This window comes from Streptomyces griseoviridis (assembly GCF_005222485.1).
In the GTDB taxonomy this organism is placed as follows: Bacteria; Actinomycetota; Actinomycetes; order Streptomycetales; family Streptomycetaceae; genus Streptomyces; species Streptomyces hintoniae.
In genome coordinates, this window is sequence record NZ_CP029078.1 from 7,901,625 (window position 1) to 7,917,876 (window position 16,252).

Below are 16,252 nucleotides of genomic sequence, written 5' to 3' on the forward strand. Positions count from 1 at the left end.
GGCAGGGCCAGGGGTGGGCGGGAGCACGCGCACGCGCGGGCCTGCAGGGCGTTTGCAGAGCTTTTGCAGAGGCGTCGGGGACGCTCGGTGCGTGACCGACATCATCACTCTCTCCGATCCCCGCGTCGCCGCCGTCGTCGTCGACGAGTGCGGTGAACCCCTGGTCGACGTACGGGACATACCTGAGCTGCGGCTCGATGCCAGGCAGGCGGCCGACGACGGCGCGTACGCCCTGCTCAGATCAGGGGTGCTCGGCCGGCTCCTGGAGGCGCAGCGGGCGCTCCCCGCGGGGCTGCGCTTCCTGGTCGTGGAGGGCTACCGGCCGCCCGGGTTGCAGCGCCGCTACTACGACACGTACGCGACCGCCCTGCGCGCCGCCCACCCCGACGCCTCGCCGGCCCGGGTCAGAGAGCTGGCCAGCGCCTACATCTCGCCGCCCGAGGTCGCCCCGCACGTCTGCGGCGGCGCGCTCGATCTGACCCTGTGCACCGAGGACGGCGCCGAACTGCCCCTCGGGACCGAGGTCAACGCCACCCCGGAGGAGAGCGCGGGCGCCTGCCGCACGGACGCGCCCGGCATCAGCGCCTCCGCCCGCGCCAACCGGGCCGTGATGCGGGAGGCGCTGACGTCCGCCGGATTCGTCAACTACCCCACGGAGTGGTGGCACTGGTCCTACGGGGACCGCTACTGGGCCCTGCTCTCCCACCGTCCCGCCGCCCTCTACGGGCCCGTGGACCCGCCTGCCTGAGCCCACCCGCACCCACGCGCGCCCACGCGTTCGAGCCCAAGCACCCTCGACCTCACGGGAGTTCAGCCCGCACGACCGGCCGGCGCAAGGGGCGCCGGCCGGGACCAGCACACACCTGGCGCCGCCCGACCAGCGGGACGCCGGGCACATGGGGGATACGTCAGATGAACAGAAGCGAGCCCTGCGACACCGTCCTCGACCGTCCGCTCGACCGCATGGACCCCGACGAGTTCGACGCGGTCTTCACCGAGGTCATGCCCCGGCTGCGCCGTCGGCTGCTGGCCCTGACCGGCAATCCGTACGACGCCGACGACCTGGTCCAGGACACCTACATGCGGCTCGCCCGGCGGGCCAGGGGCCGCGCCCTGGCCCCGCAGCAGCACCCGTACGCCTACGCCTCCGCCACCGCGCTCAACCTGCTGCGCGACTCCTGGACGCGCTCGTCCCGGCGCGAGACCTGCACCGACCGGCTGCCGGAACCCGGTTGGGACGGCGGCGTCGAACGCTGTGAGGCCCGGTGCGCGGCGCTCGCGCTGCTCGCCCTGCTGTCACCGAAGGAGGCCGCCGCCGTCATCCTCGTCGACCTGGAGGGGCTCAGCCACGACGCGGCCGGGGAACTGCTCGGCGCGCACCGGGGGACCGTGCAGCGCAACCGGATGCGAGGGCTCGCCAAGATGCGGGACGCGCTGGCCGACGCCAGGGCCCGCTGACGCCACCGCGCGGGGGAAGCGCCACGGAAACCCCTCTCGTGTGGCGCAGGTCACACGAGGTGAGGCATACCGGCACTTCCCCCGGGCGGTCTCCCAGGTGACACACCGTCAACAGAGGATGTGCTCCTTGAACACCACGATCAGGCCGCGCCGACCCGCGGGCCGAAGCCTCGCCGCCGTCGCCGTCGTCGCCCTCTCCGCCGCTCTGCCCGCCGCCCTGCCCGCGACGGCCCGAGCCGCCACCGCCACCGCGGAGGCGGCGAGCTGCGCCGTCCTCGCACCGGGCGCCTCGGCGACCGCCGAGGCCGCCGTCCGGGCCGCCTGCGGCCAACTCGGCGTCTGGTACAGCTGGGGCGGCGGCCACGGCGCCACCCCGGGCCCCACCTTCGGCTACTACGACGGCTCCGACCCCGACAGCCTGCACGACGGCGAGCGCAAGGGCTTCGACTGCTCGGGCCTGGCCCGCTACGCCTACGCCCAGGCCACCGGCAGGGACCTGCTCAACGGCACGGCGAACGACCAGTTCCACACCTCGCACGCGGCGGCCCGCTTCACGGCGGGACAGGGCACCGCGCCGCTGCTGCCGGGCGACCTGATGTTCTGGGGCAGCGGCCACATCCACCACGTCGCGCTCTACCTCGGCGCCGGGCAGATGGTGGAGGCGTACGAGTCGGGCACCCACATCCGGGTGGCGCCGGTGCGGACCGGCGGCGACTACGCGGGCGCCGTCCGCGTCGACGGCTCCGGCAGCGTGCCGCCCCCGCCCGCCAACGGCGGCACCACGTTCGAGACCTGGGGGACCCGGGTCCGCACCCACTCGTCGCCGAGCGTGAACGCGTCCGTCGTCGACACCTTCCCGGGCCCGAGCCAGGTGTCCGTGATGTGCCAGCAGCACGCGGAGACGGTCACCGCCGAGGGGTACACCAACGACATCTGGTCGAAGCTGTCCGACGGCTCCTGGCTGACGAACATCTACATCAAGGGCCCGGCCTCGCTGCCCGGAATCCCGGACTGCGGCGGCAGCCCCACCCCGCCGCCGAGCGGCGGCAGCAAGCCGTTCCAGACCTGGGGCACCGGCGTGCGCACCCACGCGTCGGCCGCCGTCGGCGCCGCCGTCGTCGACTACTTCCCGCAGCCGACCACCGTCAACGTCGTCTGCCAGGCCCACGCCCAGACGGTCACCGCCGAGGGCTACACCAACGACGCCTGGTCCCGCCTCACCGGCGGCTCCTGGATGACCAACATCTACATCAAGGGCCCGGAGTGGCTGCCCGGCGTCCCCACCTGCTGAACCCGGCCGCCCCGACGGTGCGGTGATCATCGTCGGTTACCCTCGGGCGACCGGCGTGACCCCCGCACCAGGAGCGTGCCCATGAGCGACATCGAGATCCGTGACGACCGGGCGGCGGGCCGCCTCGAGGCCGTCGTCGACGGCCAACCGGTCGGCCGCGTCGAGTACTTCGTCCTCACCGACCCGCGGCGCGCGCTGGTCCCCGTGCACACCGTCGTGGAGCCCGCCCACGAGGGCCGGGGCATCGCCGGTTCGCTCGCCCGCGAGCTGTACGCCGTCGCCGCCCGCGAGGACGTGCCGGTGGCGCCGCTGTGCCCGTACGTCACCCAGTGGATCGCCCGCCACCCCGACGTCGCCCCGGCCGGCGACCCCGAGCTGCTGGACGCGGCGAAGCAGTGGCTGCGGGACCACCCGGGCCGCTTCTGAGGCCGCCCAGGCCGGCCGGGAGCGGGGCGCGGGGGACGGCCGCCGGACGCCGCGCCGAGGACCGGACGTAGCAGAGGCGCCGTCCGCGCACCGCCGGGGTGATCCACCTGGCACGGACGGTCCTGCCCCGGGGTGAGTCAGAGCGACGGGGCTGGGTACGCGGGGGATAGTCCAGAGCGGACACGCAACCGAGAGGCCGGAGGTTCGGATGACCGACCCCTTCCCCGCACCCACCCCGCCGGGGCCCACCCCGGGTCCCGACCCTTACCCCGCCCCGGGCCCGGAGCCCGCGCCGCCCGGCCCCGCGCCGACGCCGCACCCGCCGCCCGCGCCCGCACCCACCCCGCCCACCCCCAAGCCCGCCCCGCCGGGCCCCGCCCCGACCCCGGAGCCGGTGCCCGACCCCGAGCCGGGCCCGCCGCTGTCCTGACCGGCCCCGCGCCGCGCCGGACGACGGGTTCGCCGGACCCGGCGGTTCCGCGCACGCAGGCCCTCCGCACACGACGACGGCGGTGGATGCCCCTTCCCGGGCACCCACCGCCGTCGTGTCGCGTCCGCCGTACGGTTACGCGGAGACCTCCGAGCGGTCACCGCCCCACAGCGTGTGGAACGAGCCGTCCTTGTCGGTGCGCCGGTAGGTGTGGGCACCGAAGAAGTCCCGCTGCCCCTGCGTCAGCGCGGCCGGCAGCCGCTCGGCGCGCAGCCCGTCGTAGTAGGCGAGCGCCGCCGCGAAGCCCGGCGTGGCCACACCCTGCCGGGTCGCGGCGATGACGACCTCGCGCCAGTCGTCCTGCGCGTCCGCGATCTCGCTCGCGAACGTCGCGTCGGACAGCAGGCTCGGCAGGTCGGGCCGGGCGTCGTAGGCGGCCCGGATGCGGTCGAGGAACGCGGCCCTGATGATGCAGCCGCCGCGCCAGATGGCGGAGACCGCGCCGAGGTCGATGTCCCAGTCGTACTCCTCGCTGCCCGCCGCGATCTCGTGGAAGCCCTGCGTGTACGACACGATCTTCGACGCGTACAGCGCCTGCTCGACCCGGTCCGCGAAGGCCGCCGCCTCCGCCTCGCCCAGCGCGGTGGGGGTCGGCCCCGCCAGGTCGCGGGACGCCTCGCGCAGCGCCGCGTGCCCGGAGAGCGAACGGGCGAACACCGCCTCCGCGATACCGGAGACCGGGACACCGAGGTCGAGGGCGATCTGGACGGTCCAGCGTCCGGTGCCCTTCTGCTCGGCCTGGTCGACCACCACGTCGACGAACGGCTTGCCGGTGTCCTCGTCCACGTGGGACAGCACCTCGGCGGTGATCTCGATCAGGTAGGAGTCGAGACGGCCGGTGTTCCAGGTGCGGAAGATCCCGGCGATCTGCGCGGGGGAGTACCCGGCCACGTCCCGCAGCAGCTGGTACGCCTCGCCGATCAGCTGCATGTCGGCGTACTCGATGCCGTTGTGCACCATCTTCACGAAGTGCCCGGCGCCGTCGGGACCCACATGGGTCACGCAGGGGGAGCCGTCGTCGGCCTTCGCGGAGATCTTCTCCAGCATCGGGCCCAGCGAGTCGTACGACTCGGCCGGGCCGCCCGGCATGATGCTCGGCCCGTTCAGCGCGCCCTCCTCGCCGCCCGAGACGCCCATGCCGACGAAGTGGATGCCCTGCTCGCGCAGTTCGCGCTCGCGGCGCCTGGTGTCCGCGAAGTGCGCGTTGCCGCCGTCGATGATCATGTCGCCGGGCTCCAGGAGCGGCGCGAACTCCTGGATCACCGCGTCGGTCGGGTCACCCGCCTTGACCATGACGACCAGCCGCCTGGGCCGCTCCAGTGCCGCGACGAACTCCTTGGCGGTCTCGGCCGCGACGAAGTCGCCCTCCTGCCCGAACTCCTCCACCAGCGCGTGCGTCTTCGAGGCCGTCCGGTTGTGCAGCGCCACCGTGTAGCCGTTGCGTGCGAAGTTCCGGGCCAGATTGCGGCCCATGACCGCGAGTCCTGTGACGCCGATCTGGGCTGACGTGCTCATGCGGTTGGCTCCTAGTGCGTCCGTGGTTCGGTGCTGCCGGTCCTGCCCGTAAGTATCGCCCCACCTGCCATCCTGACGTGCCGGTGTGCGGGGCGCATGTCCGGGGTGCGGGACCGGGCACCGCCTCATACGGGTGAGAGGCCCCGTGTGCCTCACCGGTTCCGCAACTCCGGTGCCCTCATGGTGTCTTGCCGGACGACAAGGCTGATTTGCCGTCTTGTCATGGCCTGTTCGCGGCCCTTACTTTTGGCCCTTCTGACGCATGTCGATGGGGGCTCCAGACATGGCCGTACGCGGCCGGCACCGCCGGTACCAGCCCAACAGGATCAACCGCGCCTCACTCACCGTCACGGCGGGCGGTGCCGGTATGGCGCTCCCGCTCATCGGCGCCGGCACCGCGCACGCGGCCGACGTCGCCACCTGGAACAAGGTCGCCGCCTGCGAATCCAGCGGCAACTGGAGCATCAACACCGAGAACGGCTTTTACGGCGGCCTCCAGTTCACCCGGTCGACCTGGGCGGCGTACGGCGGCACCGCCTACGCGCCGCGCGCCGACCAGGCCACCAAGAGCGAGCAGATCGCCGTCGCCGAGAAGGTCCTGGACGGACAGGGACCCGGCGCCTGGCCGGTCTGTTCGCAGCGGGCCGGACTGACCAGGGGCGGTCCCGCACCGGACCTCAGGCCGGCGGGCGCCACCACCGAGAAGGCCGCCGCGAAGACCCGCAAGACCTCGGCGAAGGACGTGCAGCCGCAGCGCACGCCCCAGTCGAGGGCGGGCACCGCCGAGATGTACACGGTGGTGCACGGCGACAGCCTCTCCCGGATCGCCGACACCGAGGACGTCGACGGCGGCTGGCAGCGCCTGTACGCAGGCAACCGCACGACCATCGGCGCCGACCCCGACCTGATCCTGCCCGGCCAGCGGCTCAACCTGCACGGCAGGGCCACCGCGGCGAAGGCGACGCCGAAAAAGGCCGAGAAGCCCGAGAAGGCGGCGGCCAAGGAGAAGAAGGCCACGCCGAAGACGGCTTCTTCCGGCCATTCGCGGGTGGCTCCGGTCGGCGGCTCCATCGGCACCGCCTACCACGCGTCGGGCTCCTCCTGGTCGAAGGGCTACCACACCGGCGTCGACTTCCCGGTGCCCACCGGCACCACCGTGAAAGCGGTCGGCGCGGGCACCGTCGTCACCGCGGGCTGGGGCGGCTCCTACGGCTACCAGGTGGTCATCCGGCACGCCGACGGCCGCTACTCGCAGTACGCCCACCTCTCGGCCATCTCCGTGAAGGCCGGGCAGGGCGTCGGTGAGGGGCAGCGGATCGGGCGGTCGGGCGCCACCGGGAACGCGACGGGCCCGCACCTGCACTTCGAGGTGCGGACAGGGCCTGACTTCGGGTCCGACGTCGATCCGCTCGCGTACCTGCGAGCCGGGGGCGTCACGATCTGACGCGCACCCGGTGCCGGTCGAGCGACGGCAGCGGAACGTACGTGCCGCCGTAGAACGGCCCGTAGAAGCGGTAGAGCCGGGGGTCCGGTGTCCCGTCGTCCGACGGCGGGGCACCGGACCCCTCGCGCACCCCCGCCCCCACGGCTTCGGTGGCGGCCGCCGACCCGGGGACGAGCGTCTCCGCCCCGCCCGTGGCCACCCGCACCGGCTCCTCCGTCCCGCGCTCGACGCCGGCCACCGGTACCAGGACCGCTGCCGCTGCCTTGTGCTCTGCGCCGGCTACCGGTACCAGGACCGCTGCCTCGTGCTCCGCCGTCGTCACCGGTGCCAGGGCCGCCGCGGGCACCGGCTCGCGGGCGGACGCGGGAGGCTCCTCCTCCGCCGTGATCCGCTCGTGCGCCCTGATCCCCTCCGGAGCCCAAGGACCCGACTGGGCCGGCAGCCCGGCCAGCGGCCGCCCACCGGCCCGCGCGGGAGTGTCAGCCGCCGGGACCCTGTCGTCAGCGCTGACGCTGTCATCGGCTCCGTCAGCTCCATCAGCTCCGTCGGCTTCATCGGCGCCGTCCGTGCCGGTGTGCTGGAGGCGTTCCGTCGTCAGCAGGATCAGGCCGCCCGCCGCCACCACACCGCAGCCCAGCGCGAGTACCGTGCCCAGGGTGCCGTGCCGGAACGTCTCGCCGAACATCGTGATGCCGACGGCGGCGGCCACCACCGGGTTCACCACCGTCAGCGTGGCCAGCGGCGCCGCCAGGCCCGCGCCCCGGTAGGACGCCTGCGACAGCAGCATGCCCGCCGTGGCGAAGACGGCGATCAGGGCCAGTGACGGCACATCGGAGGTGGCCACCCCGCCCGTCCAGTCGACCGCGACGGTCTTGGTGAACACCGACGACATGCCGAACGCGACACCGGCACCGGTCGCGAGCAGCATGCTGCGCACCGCCGGATGCCGGTGCGCGACCCGGGCCGCGAGCATCAGCGCGACGATCCCGGCACCGCTCACCACGGCCACCGCGACCCGCTGGGGCGTGCTCAGCGAATGCCCGTCGGACGCGCCGACCAGCGAGAGCAGACCCGCGAGACCCACCGTCGCCATCACCGCGCCGCGCCAGGCGGTCGCCCCGGCCCTGCGGCCCACGAACAGCGCGGCCATCGGCAGCGCGAACACGATCGTCAGAGCGCCCAGCGGCTGCACCAGGCTCAGCGGCCCGTAGGCGAGCGCCACCACGTGCAGCAGCCCGCCCAGGCCGTTCAGCGCCACCGCCGCCCACCAGGTGGGCCGCCGCAACGGCGCGTACTGTTCACCGGGTGAGGACACCGCGACGTGCTCCTGGACGATCGCCCCGCCCGCGTACGCGACGGCGGAGACGAACGACAGGAGCACGGACAACGCGAGGGCGCTCATGGGCGGCTCCTCTGCGTGAGACGGGGGCGGTGACCCCTGCGCGGCGAACGGTCGGCCTTCATGGGGAACACGATGCCCTCTCCCGGTGTTCCCGTCGTCGTCCCTGAGCAGGCAATCCGTCCTACTGCCGATGGAGTACGAATCGGGCACCGTCCTCCCCAAGACGGGTGACACGAGCCGCACTCCCCGTGCGGGTGCCCCCTGAGGGACTTGGTACTACTGCTGTTCGTGGACCTCGACCCCGAACTCGCCGCCCTCGCCCCGCTCGGCGGCTTCTTCCTCCTACACACGGGGGCACCCCCGGACCCCGCGCTCCCGACCCTCGCCGACGCCTACGCACCCCTGTCATCGGATGTTTACCCGGATCCGCTGACTTTCCGGATCCGCAAGGTCACCACCGCGCTGGGCGCCCCCGCACCGCGCGTCGCCGCCTCCCTCGCCCAGCAGGGGCTCGCCGCCCGCCTCTGGTCGGTGGCGCTCGGCAGCGCCGTCCGCTACGGCCGCCTGCCCGACCTCGACCCGCGGCTGCTGCGCTGGGACCCCGACGGCAGCGCCCCCGACGACCTGTGGCTCACCGAGGTGCGCCCGCTGCCCGCCGACCCGGGGAGCATCGCCGACGCCGTCCTCGGCGGCCACCTCGAACCGCTGGCCGCGGCCCTGCGCGCCCGCCACCGGATCGCCCCCGGCCTGCTGTGGGGCAACGCCGGTTCCGCGCTCGCCGGGACCGCCCGCCAGCTCGGCCAGTGGGCCCGCGCGCACGACCGGCCCGACGTCGCCGCCCGCACCCGCGACCTCACCGCGCGGCTGCTCAGCCACCCCCTGCTGGCCGGCACCGGCACCCTGACCGGCACCGCGTTCCGCCGCCGCAGCTGCTGCCTCTACTACCGGGTGCCCGGCGGCGGGGTCTGCGGGGACTGCTGCTTCCCACGACCCCCGCGCCCTTCCGCCCGCGGCACATCTGGGTGACCATGGGGAACCTGCCGCGGAGATCAGGGGGTAGCGGGTGCGAGTGGGACTGCTGACCCGGGAGTACCCGCCGGACGTGTACGGCGGAGCGGGCGTCCATGTCGAGTTCCTCGCCAGGGAGTTGACCTCACTGGTCGACCTGGAGGTGCACTCCTGGGGCGAGGGCCGCGGGGTCGGCGTCAGACGCCACCGCTCCTGGGCCGCCCTCGACACCGCCAACGACGCGCTGCGCACCTTCTCCGTGGACCTCGCGATGGCCGCCGGCCTGGAGAGCCGCGACCTCGTCCACTCCCACACCTGGTACGCCAACCTCGCAGGCCACCTCGGCAAGTTGCTGTACGGCATCCCGCACGTGATGACCGCGCACTCCCTGGAACCCCTGCGCCCCTGGAAGGCCGAGCAACTCGGCGGCGGGTACGCCCTGTCGAGCTGGGCCGAACGCACCGCCGTCGAGACCGCCGACGCGGTGATCGCCGTCTCCGGGGCCATGCGCGAGGACATCCTCGGCTGCTACCCGGCGCTCGACCCGGCCCGGGTGCGGGTCGTGCACAACGGCATCGACACCACCCTCTACCGCCCCGACCGCGCCACCGACGTCCTGGACCGCGTCGGCCTCGACCGGACCCGCCCGTACGTCCTCTTCGTCGGCCGCATCACCCGGCAGAAGGGCGTGCCCCATCTGCTGCGCGCGGTACGGGACATCGACCCGCGCGCCCAGGTCGTGCTCTGCGCGGGAGCCCCCGACACCCCGGAGATCGACCGGGAGTTCCGGGACCTCTTCCAGGAGTTGAGCCGGGTCCGCGAGGGTGTGCGCTGGATCCCGCAGATGCTGCCGCGCCTTGAGGTCATCCAACTCCTCACGCACGCCGCCGCGTTCGTCTGCCCGTCGGTCTACGAGCCGCTCGGCATCGTCAACCTGGAGGCGATGGCCTGCGGAACCCCGGTGGTGGCCTCCCGGGTCGGCGGCATCCCGGAGGTCGTCGACGACGGCAAGACGGGGCTGCTGGTGCCGATGGACGACGACCCCGAGATCTTCGAGGCCGGGCTCGCCCGCGCGCTCGACGCGGTCCTCGACGACCCGGAGGGCGCCCGGCGGATGGGCGAGGCGGGACGGGAGCGCGCGGTCGGCGAGTTCGGCTGGGACACCGTCGCCCGCCGCACGGTCCGGCTCTACGAGGAGATCGTCGCACAGGGGTAGGGGCGGCGGGCGAGCCCTCGAACAGGCTTACCCCGTGCGGCTCCAGGGCAAATGGTCACTCCAGGGTGACCAAGGAGAGGGGAGCGGCCATGCGCCGTGGCGGACCTTCGGTGCTCGGGATCGTACTGGCGGGCGGTGAGGGCAAACGGCTGATGCCCCTCACCGCCGACCGCGCGAAACCCGCGGTGACCTTCGGCGGCACGTACCGCCTCGTCGACTTCGTCCTGTCCAACCTCGTCAACGCCGACATCCTGCGCATCTGCGTGCTCACGCAGTACAAGTCGCACTCGCTCGACCGGCACATCACCACCACCTGGCGGATGTCGAGCCTGCTCGGCAACTACGTCACGCCGGTGCCCGCGCAGCAGCGGCTCGGCCCGCGCTGGTACCTGGGCAGCGCCGACGCGATCCTCCAGTCCCTGAACCTCGTCCACGACGAACAGCCCGAGTACGTCGCGGTGTTCGGCGCCGACCACGTCTACCGGATGGACCCGCGCCAGATGCTCACCCAGCATGTGGAGAGCGGCGCGGGGGTGACCGTCGCGGGCATCAGGGTGCCGCGCGCGGAGTCCTCGGCGTTCGGGGTGATCACCCCAGGCTCCGACGGGCAGACGGTGGAGCGGTTCCTGGAGAAGCCCGCCGACCCGCCGGGGCTGCCGGACGACCCGGAGTGCGTCTTCGCGTCGATGGGCAACTACCTCTTCACCACCAAGGTGCTCATCGAGGCGCTGCAACGGGACGCCGAGGACGAGCACTCCGTGCACGACATGGGCGGCTCGATCCTGCCCCAGCTCACCGACCGCGGCGAGGCCGGGCTGTACGACTTCAGCGCCAACCACGTGCCGGGCGAGACCAGCAGGGACCAGGGGTACTGGCGGGACGTCGGCACCCTCGACGCCTACTACGACGCCCACATGGACCTGATCGCCGAGCGGCCCGCGTTCAACCTCTACAACCGAAGCTGGCCCGTCTACACGCACTCCTACCAGCTCTCGCCCGCCCGCTTCAACGCGGGCGGCATCGCGGGGGAGTCCATCATCAGCGCGGGCTGCCTGATCCGCGGGCAGGTGACGCGGTCGGTGCTCTCGCCGGGTGTGGTGGTCGACCCCGGAGCGGTGGTGCAGGGGTCGGTCCTGCACGACAACGTCCACATCGGCCGGGGCGCCGTGGTGCGCGGGGCGATCCTGGACAAGAACGTCGAGGTACCGCCCGGCGCCACCATCGGCGTGAACCCGGAGCGGGACGCCGAGCTGTACACCGTCTCCCCGGGCGGGGTGATCGCCCTGGGCAAGGGCCAGATCGTCACCTAGCCGAAGCCGAAGCCGAAGCTGAAGCCGAAGCCGAAGCCGGCCCCTCACCCCGCCCCCCTCACCCCGCCCCGCTCACCCGGCCCCCTCACCCGGGCCGCCGGCCGTCGTTCACAGCACCCGGCGCCGGCGGCCCAGCCAGGTCTGCGCGATCACCACCACGGCCAGGAAGGCTCCGCTGACCACCTGCTGGTAGGCGGAGTCGAGGGACCCGATCTGGTTGATCACGTTCTGGATGACCTTCAGCAGCAGCACCCCCACGAGGGAGCCGCTGATGAAGCCGGAGCCGCCGGTCAGCAGGGTGCCGCCGATGACCACGGCGGAGATCGCCTCCAGCTCCATCCCGGTGCCGAGGATGGTCACCCCGGACGCCAGCCAGGCCGCGTTCAGCGCGCCCGCGAGCCCGGCGCAGAGCCCCGACAGCGTGTACACGGTGATCTTGGTGCGGGCGACCGGGGCACCCATCAGCGCGCCCGCGTCCTCGTTGCCGCCGACCGCGTACACGTACTGCCCGAACCGGGTGCGCCGCAGCGCCACCGCGCCCGCCGCGAACAGCGCCAGCGTGATCCACACCGGTACCCCGACGCCGAGCAGCGTGCCCTGGCCGAGGGTCGCGAGGAACGACTCCTTGTCGACCAGATACGTCCGCGACCCCTCGTCGGTGAGCGCGAGCAGCAGCCCGCGGGCGCCCAGCATGGCGGCCAGCGTGACGATGAAGGGGGCGAGCCTGACCCGGGCGATCAGCAACCCGTTGACCAGGCCGATCAGCCCGCACACGGCGAGCGGCAGCAGCAGCGCGACGACGGTCCCGTACCGCGAGCCCCAGGCCGCGAGCACCCCTCCGAGCGCGAACAGCGACCCCACCGACAGATCGATCCCGCCGGTGACGATCACGAACGTCATGCCGAGCGCGACCACGGCGAGGAACGCCGAGGAGAGCGCCATGTTCTCCAGGTTGTCGCCGGTCAGGAAGGTGTCGAAGCTCAGCGACGCGACGACCATGGCGATCACCAGGGTCACCAGCGCGCCGTGCTGCTGGGCCAGGGCGCTGAGCCGCTCGGAGCGGTCGGTGCGCGGGGGAGCGTCCCCGGCCGCCTCGACGGTGGGTGCCGGCACGCCGGCCTCCTCGGTGTGCGCGGTCATCGTCTGCCTCGTTCCCGGGCCGCGTAGACGGCGAGGACGATCACCGCGGCCTGGGCGATCTGGGTCCAGGACGGCGGCAGATCGTGCTTGATCAGGGTGGTGGTGAGCAACTGGATGAGCACCGCGCCGGCGACCGTGCCGCCGACGCGCACCCGCCCGCCGCTGAGCGGGGTGCCCCCGACGACGACGGCGGTGATCGCGGACAGCTCCATCAGGGTGCCGAGCGACGTCGGGTCGCTCGCCGAGAGCCGGGCCGTCGCGAGGACGCCCGCGACCGCGGCGAGGGCGCCGCAGCAGACGTAGACCACCACGAGGACGCGCCCGACCGGGAGCCCGGCGAGGCGGGCCGCGGGGCGGCTGTCGCCGATCGCGAGGACCTGCCGGCCGAAGGTGGTGCGGCGCACCACGAACGCCGTCAGCAGGGCTAGCCCGGCCGCGATCAGCACCAGGTACGGCACGCCCAGCACGGCACCCGAGCCGAGCGCCGCCATGCCCGGGTCGCGGACGTCCTTCAGCTGCGGCAGCAGCACCAGGGCCACCCCGCGCCCCGCGACCATCAGGGCGAGGGTGGCGACGATCGGCTGGACGCCCACGAACGCGATGAGCGCGCCGTTGGCGACGCCGACCACGATGCCGCCCGCCACCGCGATCAGCACGGCGATCCACGGCCCGTACCCGAGGTAGAGGGAGACCAGGGACGTCGACAGGGCCATCACCGAGCCCACCGACAGATCGACGCCCTCGGTGCCGATGGCCAGCGCCATGCCGAGCGCGACGACCAGCACGGGCGCGACCTGCACGGCCTGGGTGCGGAAGTTCTCCACGGACAGGAAGTGCGGGGTGAAGGCGACGTCGAACAGCAGCAGCACCAGGACGCCCGCGTAGACGCCGTACTCCTGGAGCAGCCGCAGCAGCCGCGCGCGGTCCAACGACGGTCGCGTGAAAGCCAGTTCAGTCATCGGGTCCTCCCGCCGGGACGGCGGCTATCGCGCGCATCAGCGCGTCCTCGGTCACCGCGGCTCCGGTCAACTCGCTCACCACCACACCCTCCTTGAGGACCACCACCCGGTCGCTGCCCTCGATCAGCTCCTCGGTGTCGGAGGAGATCAGCAGCACGGCGAGACCGTCGTCGGCGAGTTCGTCGATGAGGGCCTGCACCTCCGCCTTGGCGCCGACGTCGATGCCCCGGGTCGGCTCGTCGAGGAGCAGCACCTTCGGGTGCAGGGCGAGCCAGCGGGCCAGCAGCACCTTCTGCTGGTTGCCGCCCGACAGCTCGCCCACCTTCTGGTGCGGGCCCGCCGCCTTGATGCGCAGCCGCTTCATGAACGTCTCGACGATCCGGTCGATCCTGGCGTCGTCCACCAGGCCGAACCGGGAGAGCGAGGGCAGCGCGGCCAGCGCGATGTTCTCCCGCACCGAGAGTCCTGGCACGACGCCCTCGGCCTTGCGGTCCTCGGGCAGCAGACTGATCCCGGCCCTGATGGCGGCGGCGGTCGAGCCGGGGCGCACCGCCGTGCCGGCGACGCTCACCCGGCCCGCGTCGGTGGGCAGCGCACCGGCGATGGCCTTCGCGGTCTCGCTGCGGCCCGAGCCGAGCAGCCCGCCGAGCCCCACCACCTCACCGGGCCGCACCGAGAGCGACACCCCGCACAGCCGGTGACGTACCGTCAGATCCGTTGCGGTCAGGACGGGTTCGGCCGCGGTGTCGTGCGTACCGGAGAACTTGGTCAGGCCCTCCGCGCGCACCTCGCCGATCTCCCGGCCGAGCATCAGGGAGACCAGCCGCAGCCGGTCGAGCCCGGCCAGCGGCCCGGTGTGCACCACCCGGCCGTCCCGCAACACGGTGACCTCGTCGCAGATCTCGTACAGCTCGTCCATCCGGTGGCTGACGTAGACCACCGCCACGCCCTGCCCGCGCAGCATGCGGATCACCCCGAAGAGGGTGGCCACCTCGCGCGGTTCGAGTGAGGAGGTCGGCTCGTCCATCACGACCACCCGGGCGTCCACCGCCACGGCGCGGGCGAGGGCGACCATCTGCTGGGCGCCGACGCCGAGTTCGCGCAGCGGACGGCGGACGTCGACCCGCAGGCCGAGCCGGCCGAGCGCCTCCTCGGCCTCCCGGTGCATGCGCCGGAAGTCGATCAGACCGAGCCGGCCGCGCGGTTCACGGCCGAGGCAGAGGTTGCGGGCCACGCTCATCAGCGGGACGAGGTTCACCTCCTGGTAGATGGTGGAGATGCCCGCCCGCTGGGCCGCGAGCGGGGTGGCGAAGCGCACCGGCGCCCCGTCGTACACCACCTCGCCCGCGTCCGGCCGGTAGACCCCGGTGAGCACCTTGATGAGCGTCGACTTGCCCGCGCCGTTCTCCCCGACGAGCGCGTGCACCGTCCCGGCGCGCATGGTGAGGTCCACGTCGGACAGCGCCCGCACGCCGGGGAAGGACTTGCCGAGGCCGGTGACCGCGAGCACGTCAGTAGGCCTTGCCGAGGTCCGCGCGGGCGTTGCTCCCGGTGTAGGAGCTGTCCTCGATGACGATGTCCTGGCTCACCTTCTCGCCCCGGGTGAAGGTGTCGAGGGTCTGGAAGGCGAGCGGCCCGAAGCGCGGGTTGGACTCGATGACGCCCTGGATCCAGCCGTCCACGATGCCCTGGACGGCGTTGCGGGTGCCGTCGATGGTCACGATCTTGACCGCGCCCGGCTTCTTGCCCGCGCCCTTGAGGGCGTTGACGGCGCCGAGGCCCATCTCGTCGTTCTCGGCGTAGATCCCGGTGATGCCCGGCTTGGACTGGATGAGGTTCTCGGTGACCGACTGGCCCTTCTCGCGGGCGAAGTCGCCGGTCTGCCGGAACACGATCTTCAGGTCGGGCGCCTTCTCCTTGATCCGCTGCTCGAACCCCTTGGTGCGCTCGGTCGTCACGTTGTTGCCGGCCGCGCCGAGCAGGATCGCGATCTCGCCCTTGCCGCCGGTCGCCTCGATCATCTGGTCGGCGGCCCGCTTGCCCTGCTCGACGAAGTCGGAGCCGATGAAGCTCACGTAGTCCTTGCAGGCGGTGGCGTTGATCTTCCGGTCGATGGTCACGATCGGGATGTGCTTGGCGGAGGCGGCGCGCAGCACCGGTTCCCAGCCGTCGGAGTTGAGCGGTGCGATGACCAGCAGGTCGGCGCCCTTGGCGATGAGGTCCTGGACGTCGCTGATCTGCTTGGAGAACTGCGACTGGGCGTTGGCGGTGAGCAGTTTGACGCCCCGCTTGCCCGCCTCGGCCTTGAGGGAGGCCGTCTCCGCGATCCGGAACGGGTTGGCCTCCTTCTCGGACTGGGAGAAGCCCACGGTGGCGTTCTTCAGGTCGAGCTTCTCGCCGCCGTAGGCGTCGAGCGCGCAGCTGGGTCCCGATCCGGTGCTCGGTGAGGACACCACCTGGCCCGCGTCGTTCTGCGGGGAGGCGGAGTCGCCCTTGGCCGAGTCGTCCTCGGACTTGGTGCAGGCGCTGACGAGCGCGAGGCTCGCCACGAGGCCCACGGTGAGGAGGTGGCGTGCGGAGGTGCGACGGACGGATGCGGTCGGCTTCATGGGAGTCCCCAAACGCGCGGCCCCGGCGCGTGAGAGCGCTCTCG

At 73.0% G+C, this 16,252-nt stretch carries 15 protein-coding genes; 9 read left to right on the forward strand and 6 right to left on the reverse strand.

Features of this window, described 5'->3' with window-relative positions:
* Nucleotides 1-91: 91 nt before the first annotated feature.
* The 5 genes from DDJ31_RS34190 (at nt 92) to DDJ31_RS34210 (ending at nt 3,605) form a co-directional block, all read left to right on the forward strand.
* Nucleotides 92-748 carry a M15 family metallopeptidase gene (locus DDJ31_RS34190; RefSeq protein ID WP_127176545.1) on the forward strand — a complete coding sequence of 219 codons (657 nt, stop codon included), beginning with the start codon at nt 92-94 and terminating at the stop codon, nt 746-748.
* A gap of 164 nt (nt 749-912) precedes the next feature.
* A complete protein-coding gene (locus tag DDJ31_RS34195) occupies nt 913-1,458 on the forward strand; it encodes an RNA polymerase sigma factor (RefSeq protein WP_127176544.1) in 546 nt (181 codons plus the stop codon).
* Between the two features lie 118 nt (nt 1,459-1,576).
* Nucleotides 1,577-2,749 carry a C40 family peptidase gene (locus tag DDJ31_RS34200; RefSeq protein WP_127176543.1) on the forward strand — a complete coding sequence of 391 codons (1,173 nt, stop codon included), beginning with the start codon at nt 1,577-1,579 and terminating at the stop codon, nt 2,747-2,749.
* An 81-nt stretch (nt 2,750-2,830) separates the two neighbouring features.
* A complete protein-coding gene (locus tag DDJ31_RS34205; RefSeq protein WP_127176542.1) occupies nt 2,831-3,175 on the forward strand; it encodes a GNAT family N-acetyltransferase in 345 nt (114 codons plus the stop codon).
* Between the two features lie 208 nt (nt 3,176-3,383).
* Entirely contained in the window at nt 3,384-3,605 is a 222-nt protein-coding gene (locus DDJ31_RS34210) for a hypothetical protein (RefSeq protein ID WP_127176541.1), read from the forward strand.
* A gap of 135 nt (nt 3,606-3,740) precedes the next feature.
* On the opposite strand, the gene gndA is transcribed toward DDJ31_RS34210, so the two are convergent.
* Nucleotides 3,741-5,180: an NADP-dependent phosphogluconate dehydrogenase gene (gene gndA, locus DDJ31_RS34215; protein ID WP_127176540.1), complete on the reverse strand. Its 1,440-nt coding sequence runs from the start codon at nt 5,178-5,180 to the stop codon at nt 3,741-3,743.
* Nucleotides 5,181-5,463: 283 nt separating this feature from the next.
* Between gndA and DDJ31_RS34220 the strand changes: the two genes are divergently transcribed.
* Nucleotides 5,464-6,624, forward strand: coding sequence for a transglycosylase family protein (locus tag DDJ31_RS34220; protein ID WP_127176539.1), 1,161 nt, complete (start codon nt 5,464-5,466; stop codon nt 6,622-6,624).
* Here DDJ31_RS34220 and DDJ31_RS34225 read toward each other — a convergent pair.
* Nucleotides 6,614-8,026, reverse strand: a complete 1,413-nt coding sequence (locus tag DDJ31_RS34225; RefSeq protein WP_127176538.1) for a DMT family transporter — start codon at nt 8,024-8,026, stop codon at nt 6,614-6,616. The two genes, DDJ31_RS34220 and DDJ31_RS34225, sit on opposite strands and share 11 nt — an antisense overlap.
* 210 nt (nt 8,027-8,236) lie before the next feature.
* On the opposite strand from DDJ31_RS34225, the gene DDJ31_RS34230 reads away from it, so the two are divergent.
* The 3 genes from DDJ31_RS34230 (at nt 8,237) to glgC (ending at nt 11,500) form a co-directional block, all read left to right on the forward strand.
* Nucleotides 8,237-8,992: a (2Fe-2S)-binding protein gene (locus DDJ31_RS34230; protein ID WP_127176537.1), complete on the forward strand. Its 756-nt coding sequence runs from the start codon at nt 8,237-8,239 to the stop codon at nt 8,990-8,992.
* Between the two features lie 37 nt (nt 8,993-9,029).
* Complete coding sequence (glgA, locus tag DDJ31_RS34235) at nt 9,030-10,190, forward strand: glycogen synthase (protein WP_127176536.1); 1,161 nt, start codon at nt 9,030-9,032, stop codon at nt 10,188-10,190.
* An 89-nt stretch (nt 10,191-10,279) separates the two neighbouring features.
* Nucleotides 10,280-11,500: a glucose-1-phosphate adenylyltransferase gene (glgC, locus tag DDJ31_RS34240; RefSeq protein WP_127176535.1), complete on the forward strand. Its 1,221-nt coding sequence runs from the start codon at nt 10,280-10,282 to the stop codon at nt 11,498-11,500.
* A gap of 108 nt (nt 11,501-11,608) precedes the next feature.
* On the opposite strand, the gene DDJ31_RS34245 is transcribed toward glgC, so the two are convergent.
* From DDJ31_RS34245 to DDJ31_RS34260, 4 genes are read right to left on the reverse strand one after another with little or no spacing between them, the layout of a single operon-like run.
* A complete protein-coding gene (locus tag DDJ31_RS34245; RefSeq protein WP_127176534.1) occupies nt 11,609-12,640 on the reverse strand; it encodes an ABC transporter permease in 1,032 nt (343 codons plus the stop codon).
* Nucleotides 12,637-13,599, reverse strand: a complete 963-nt coding sequence (locus tag DDJ31_RS34250) for an ABC transporter permease (protein ID WP_127176533.1) — start codon at nt 13,597-13,599, stop codon at nt 12,637-12,639. The genes DDJ31_RS34245 and DDJ31_RS34250 overlap by 4 nt, the downstream gene beginning before the upstream one ends.
* Nucleotides 13,592-15,109, reverse strand: a complete 1,518-nt coding sequence (locus DDJ31_RS34255) for a sugar ABC transporter ATP-binding protein (protein ID WP_127176532.1) — start codon at nt 15,107-15,109, stop codon at nt 13,592-13,594. Before DDJ31_RS34255 ends, DDJ31_RS34250 begins: the two co-directional genes overlap by 8 nt.
* Nucleotide 15,110: 1 nt before the next feature.
* Complete coding sequence (locus tag DDJ31_RS34260) at nt 15,111-16,208, reverse strand: ABC transporter substrate-binding protein (protein WP_127176531.1); 1,098 nt, start codon at nt 16,206-16,208, stop codon at nt 15,111-15,113.
* Between the last annotated feature and the right edge of the window lie 44 nt (nt 16,209-16,252).

Bases quoted from the DNA above. Each gene is read 5' to 3' on its own strand.
- DDJ31_RS34195 (WP_127176544.1), top strand. From the start codon at position 913: ATGAACAGAAGCGAGCCCTGCGACACCGTCCTCGACCGTCCGCTCGAC.
- DDJ31_RS34200 (WP_127176543.1), top strand. From the start codon at position 1,577: ATGTGCTCCTTGAACACCACGATCAGGCCGCGCCGACCCGCGGGCCGA.
- DDJ31_RS34205 (WP_127176542.1), top strand. From the start codon at position 2,831: ATGAGCGACATCGAGATCCGTGACGACCGGGCGGCGGGCCGCCTCGAG.
- DDJ31_RS34210 (WP_127176541.1), top strand. From the start codon at position 3,384: ATGACCGACCCCTTCCCCGCACCCACCCCGCCGGGGCCCACCCCGGGT.
- gndA (WP_127176540.1), bottom strand. From the start codon at position 5,180: ATGAGCACGTCAGCCCAGATCGGCGTCACAGGACTCGCGGTCATGGGC.
- DDJ31_RS34220 (WP_127176539.1), top strand. From the start codon at position 5,464: ATGGCCGTACGCGGCCGGCACCGCCGGTACCAGCCCAACAGGATCAAC.
- DDJ31_RS34225 (WP_127176538.1), bottom strand. From the start codon at position 8,026: ATGAGCGCCCTCGCGTTGTCCGTGCTCCTGTCGTTCGTCTCCGCCGTC.
- glgC (WP_127176535.1), top strand. From the start codon at position 10,280: ATGCGCCGTGGCGGACCTTCGGTGCTCGGGATCGTACTGGCGGGCGGT.
- DDJ31_RS34245 (WP_127176534.1), bottom strand. From the start codon at position 12,640: ATGACCGCGCACACCGAGGAGGCCGGCGTGCCGGCACCCACCGTCGAG.
- DDJ31_RS34250 (WP_127176533.1), bottom strand. From the start codon at position 13,599: ATGACTGAACTGGCTTTCACGCGACCGTCGTTGGACCGCGCGCGGCTG.
- DDJ31_RS34260 (WP_127176531.1), bottom strand. From the start codon at position 16,208: ATGAAGCCGACCGCATCCGTCCGTCGCACCTCCGCACGCCACCTCCTC.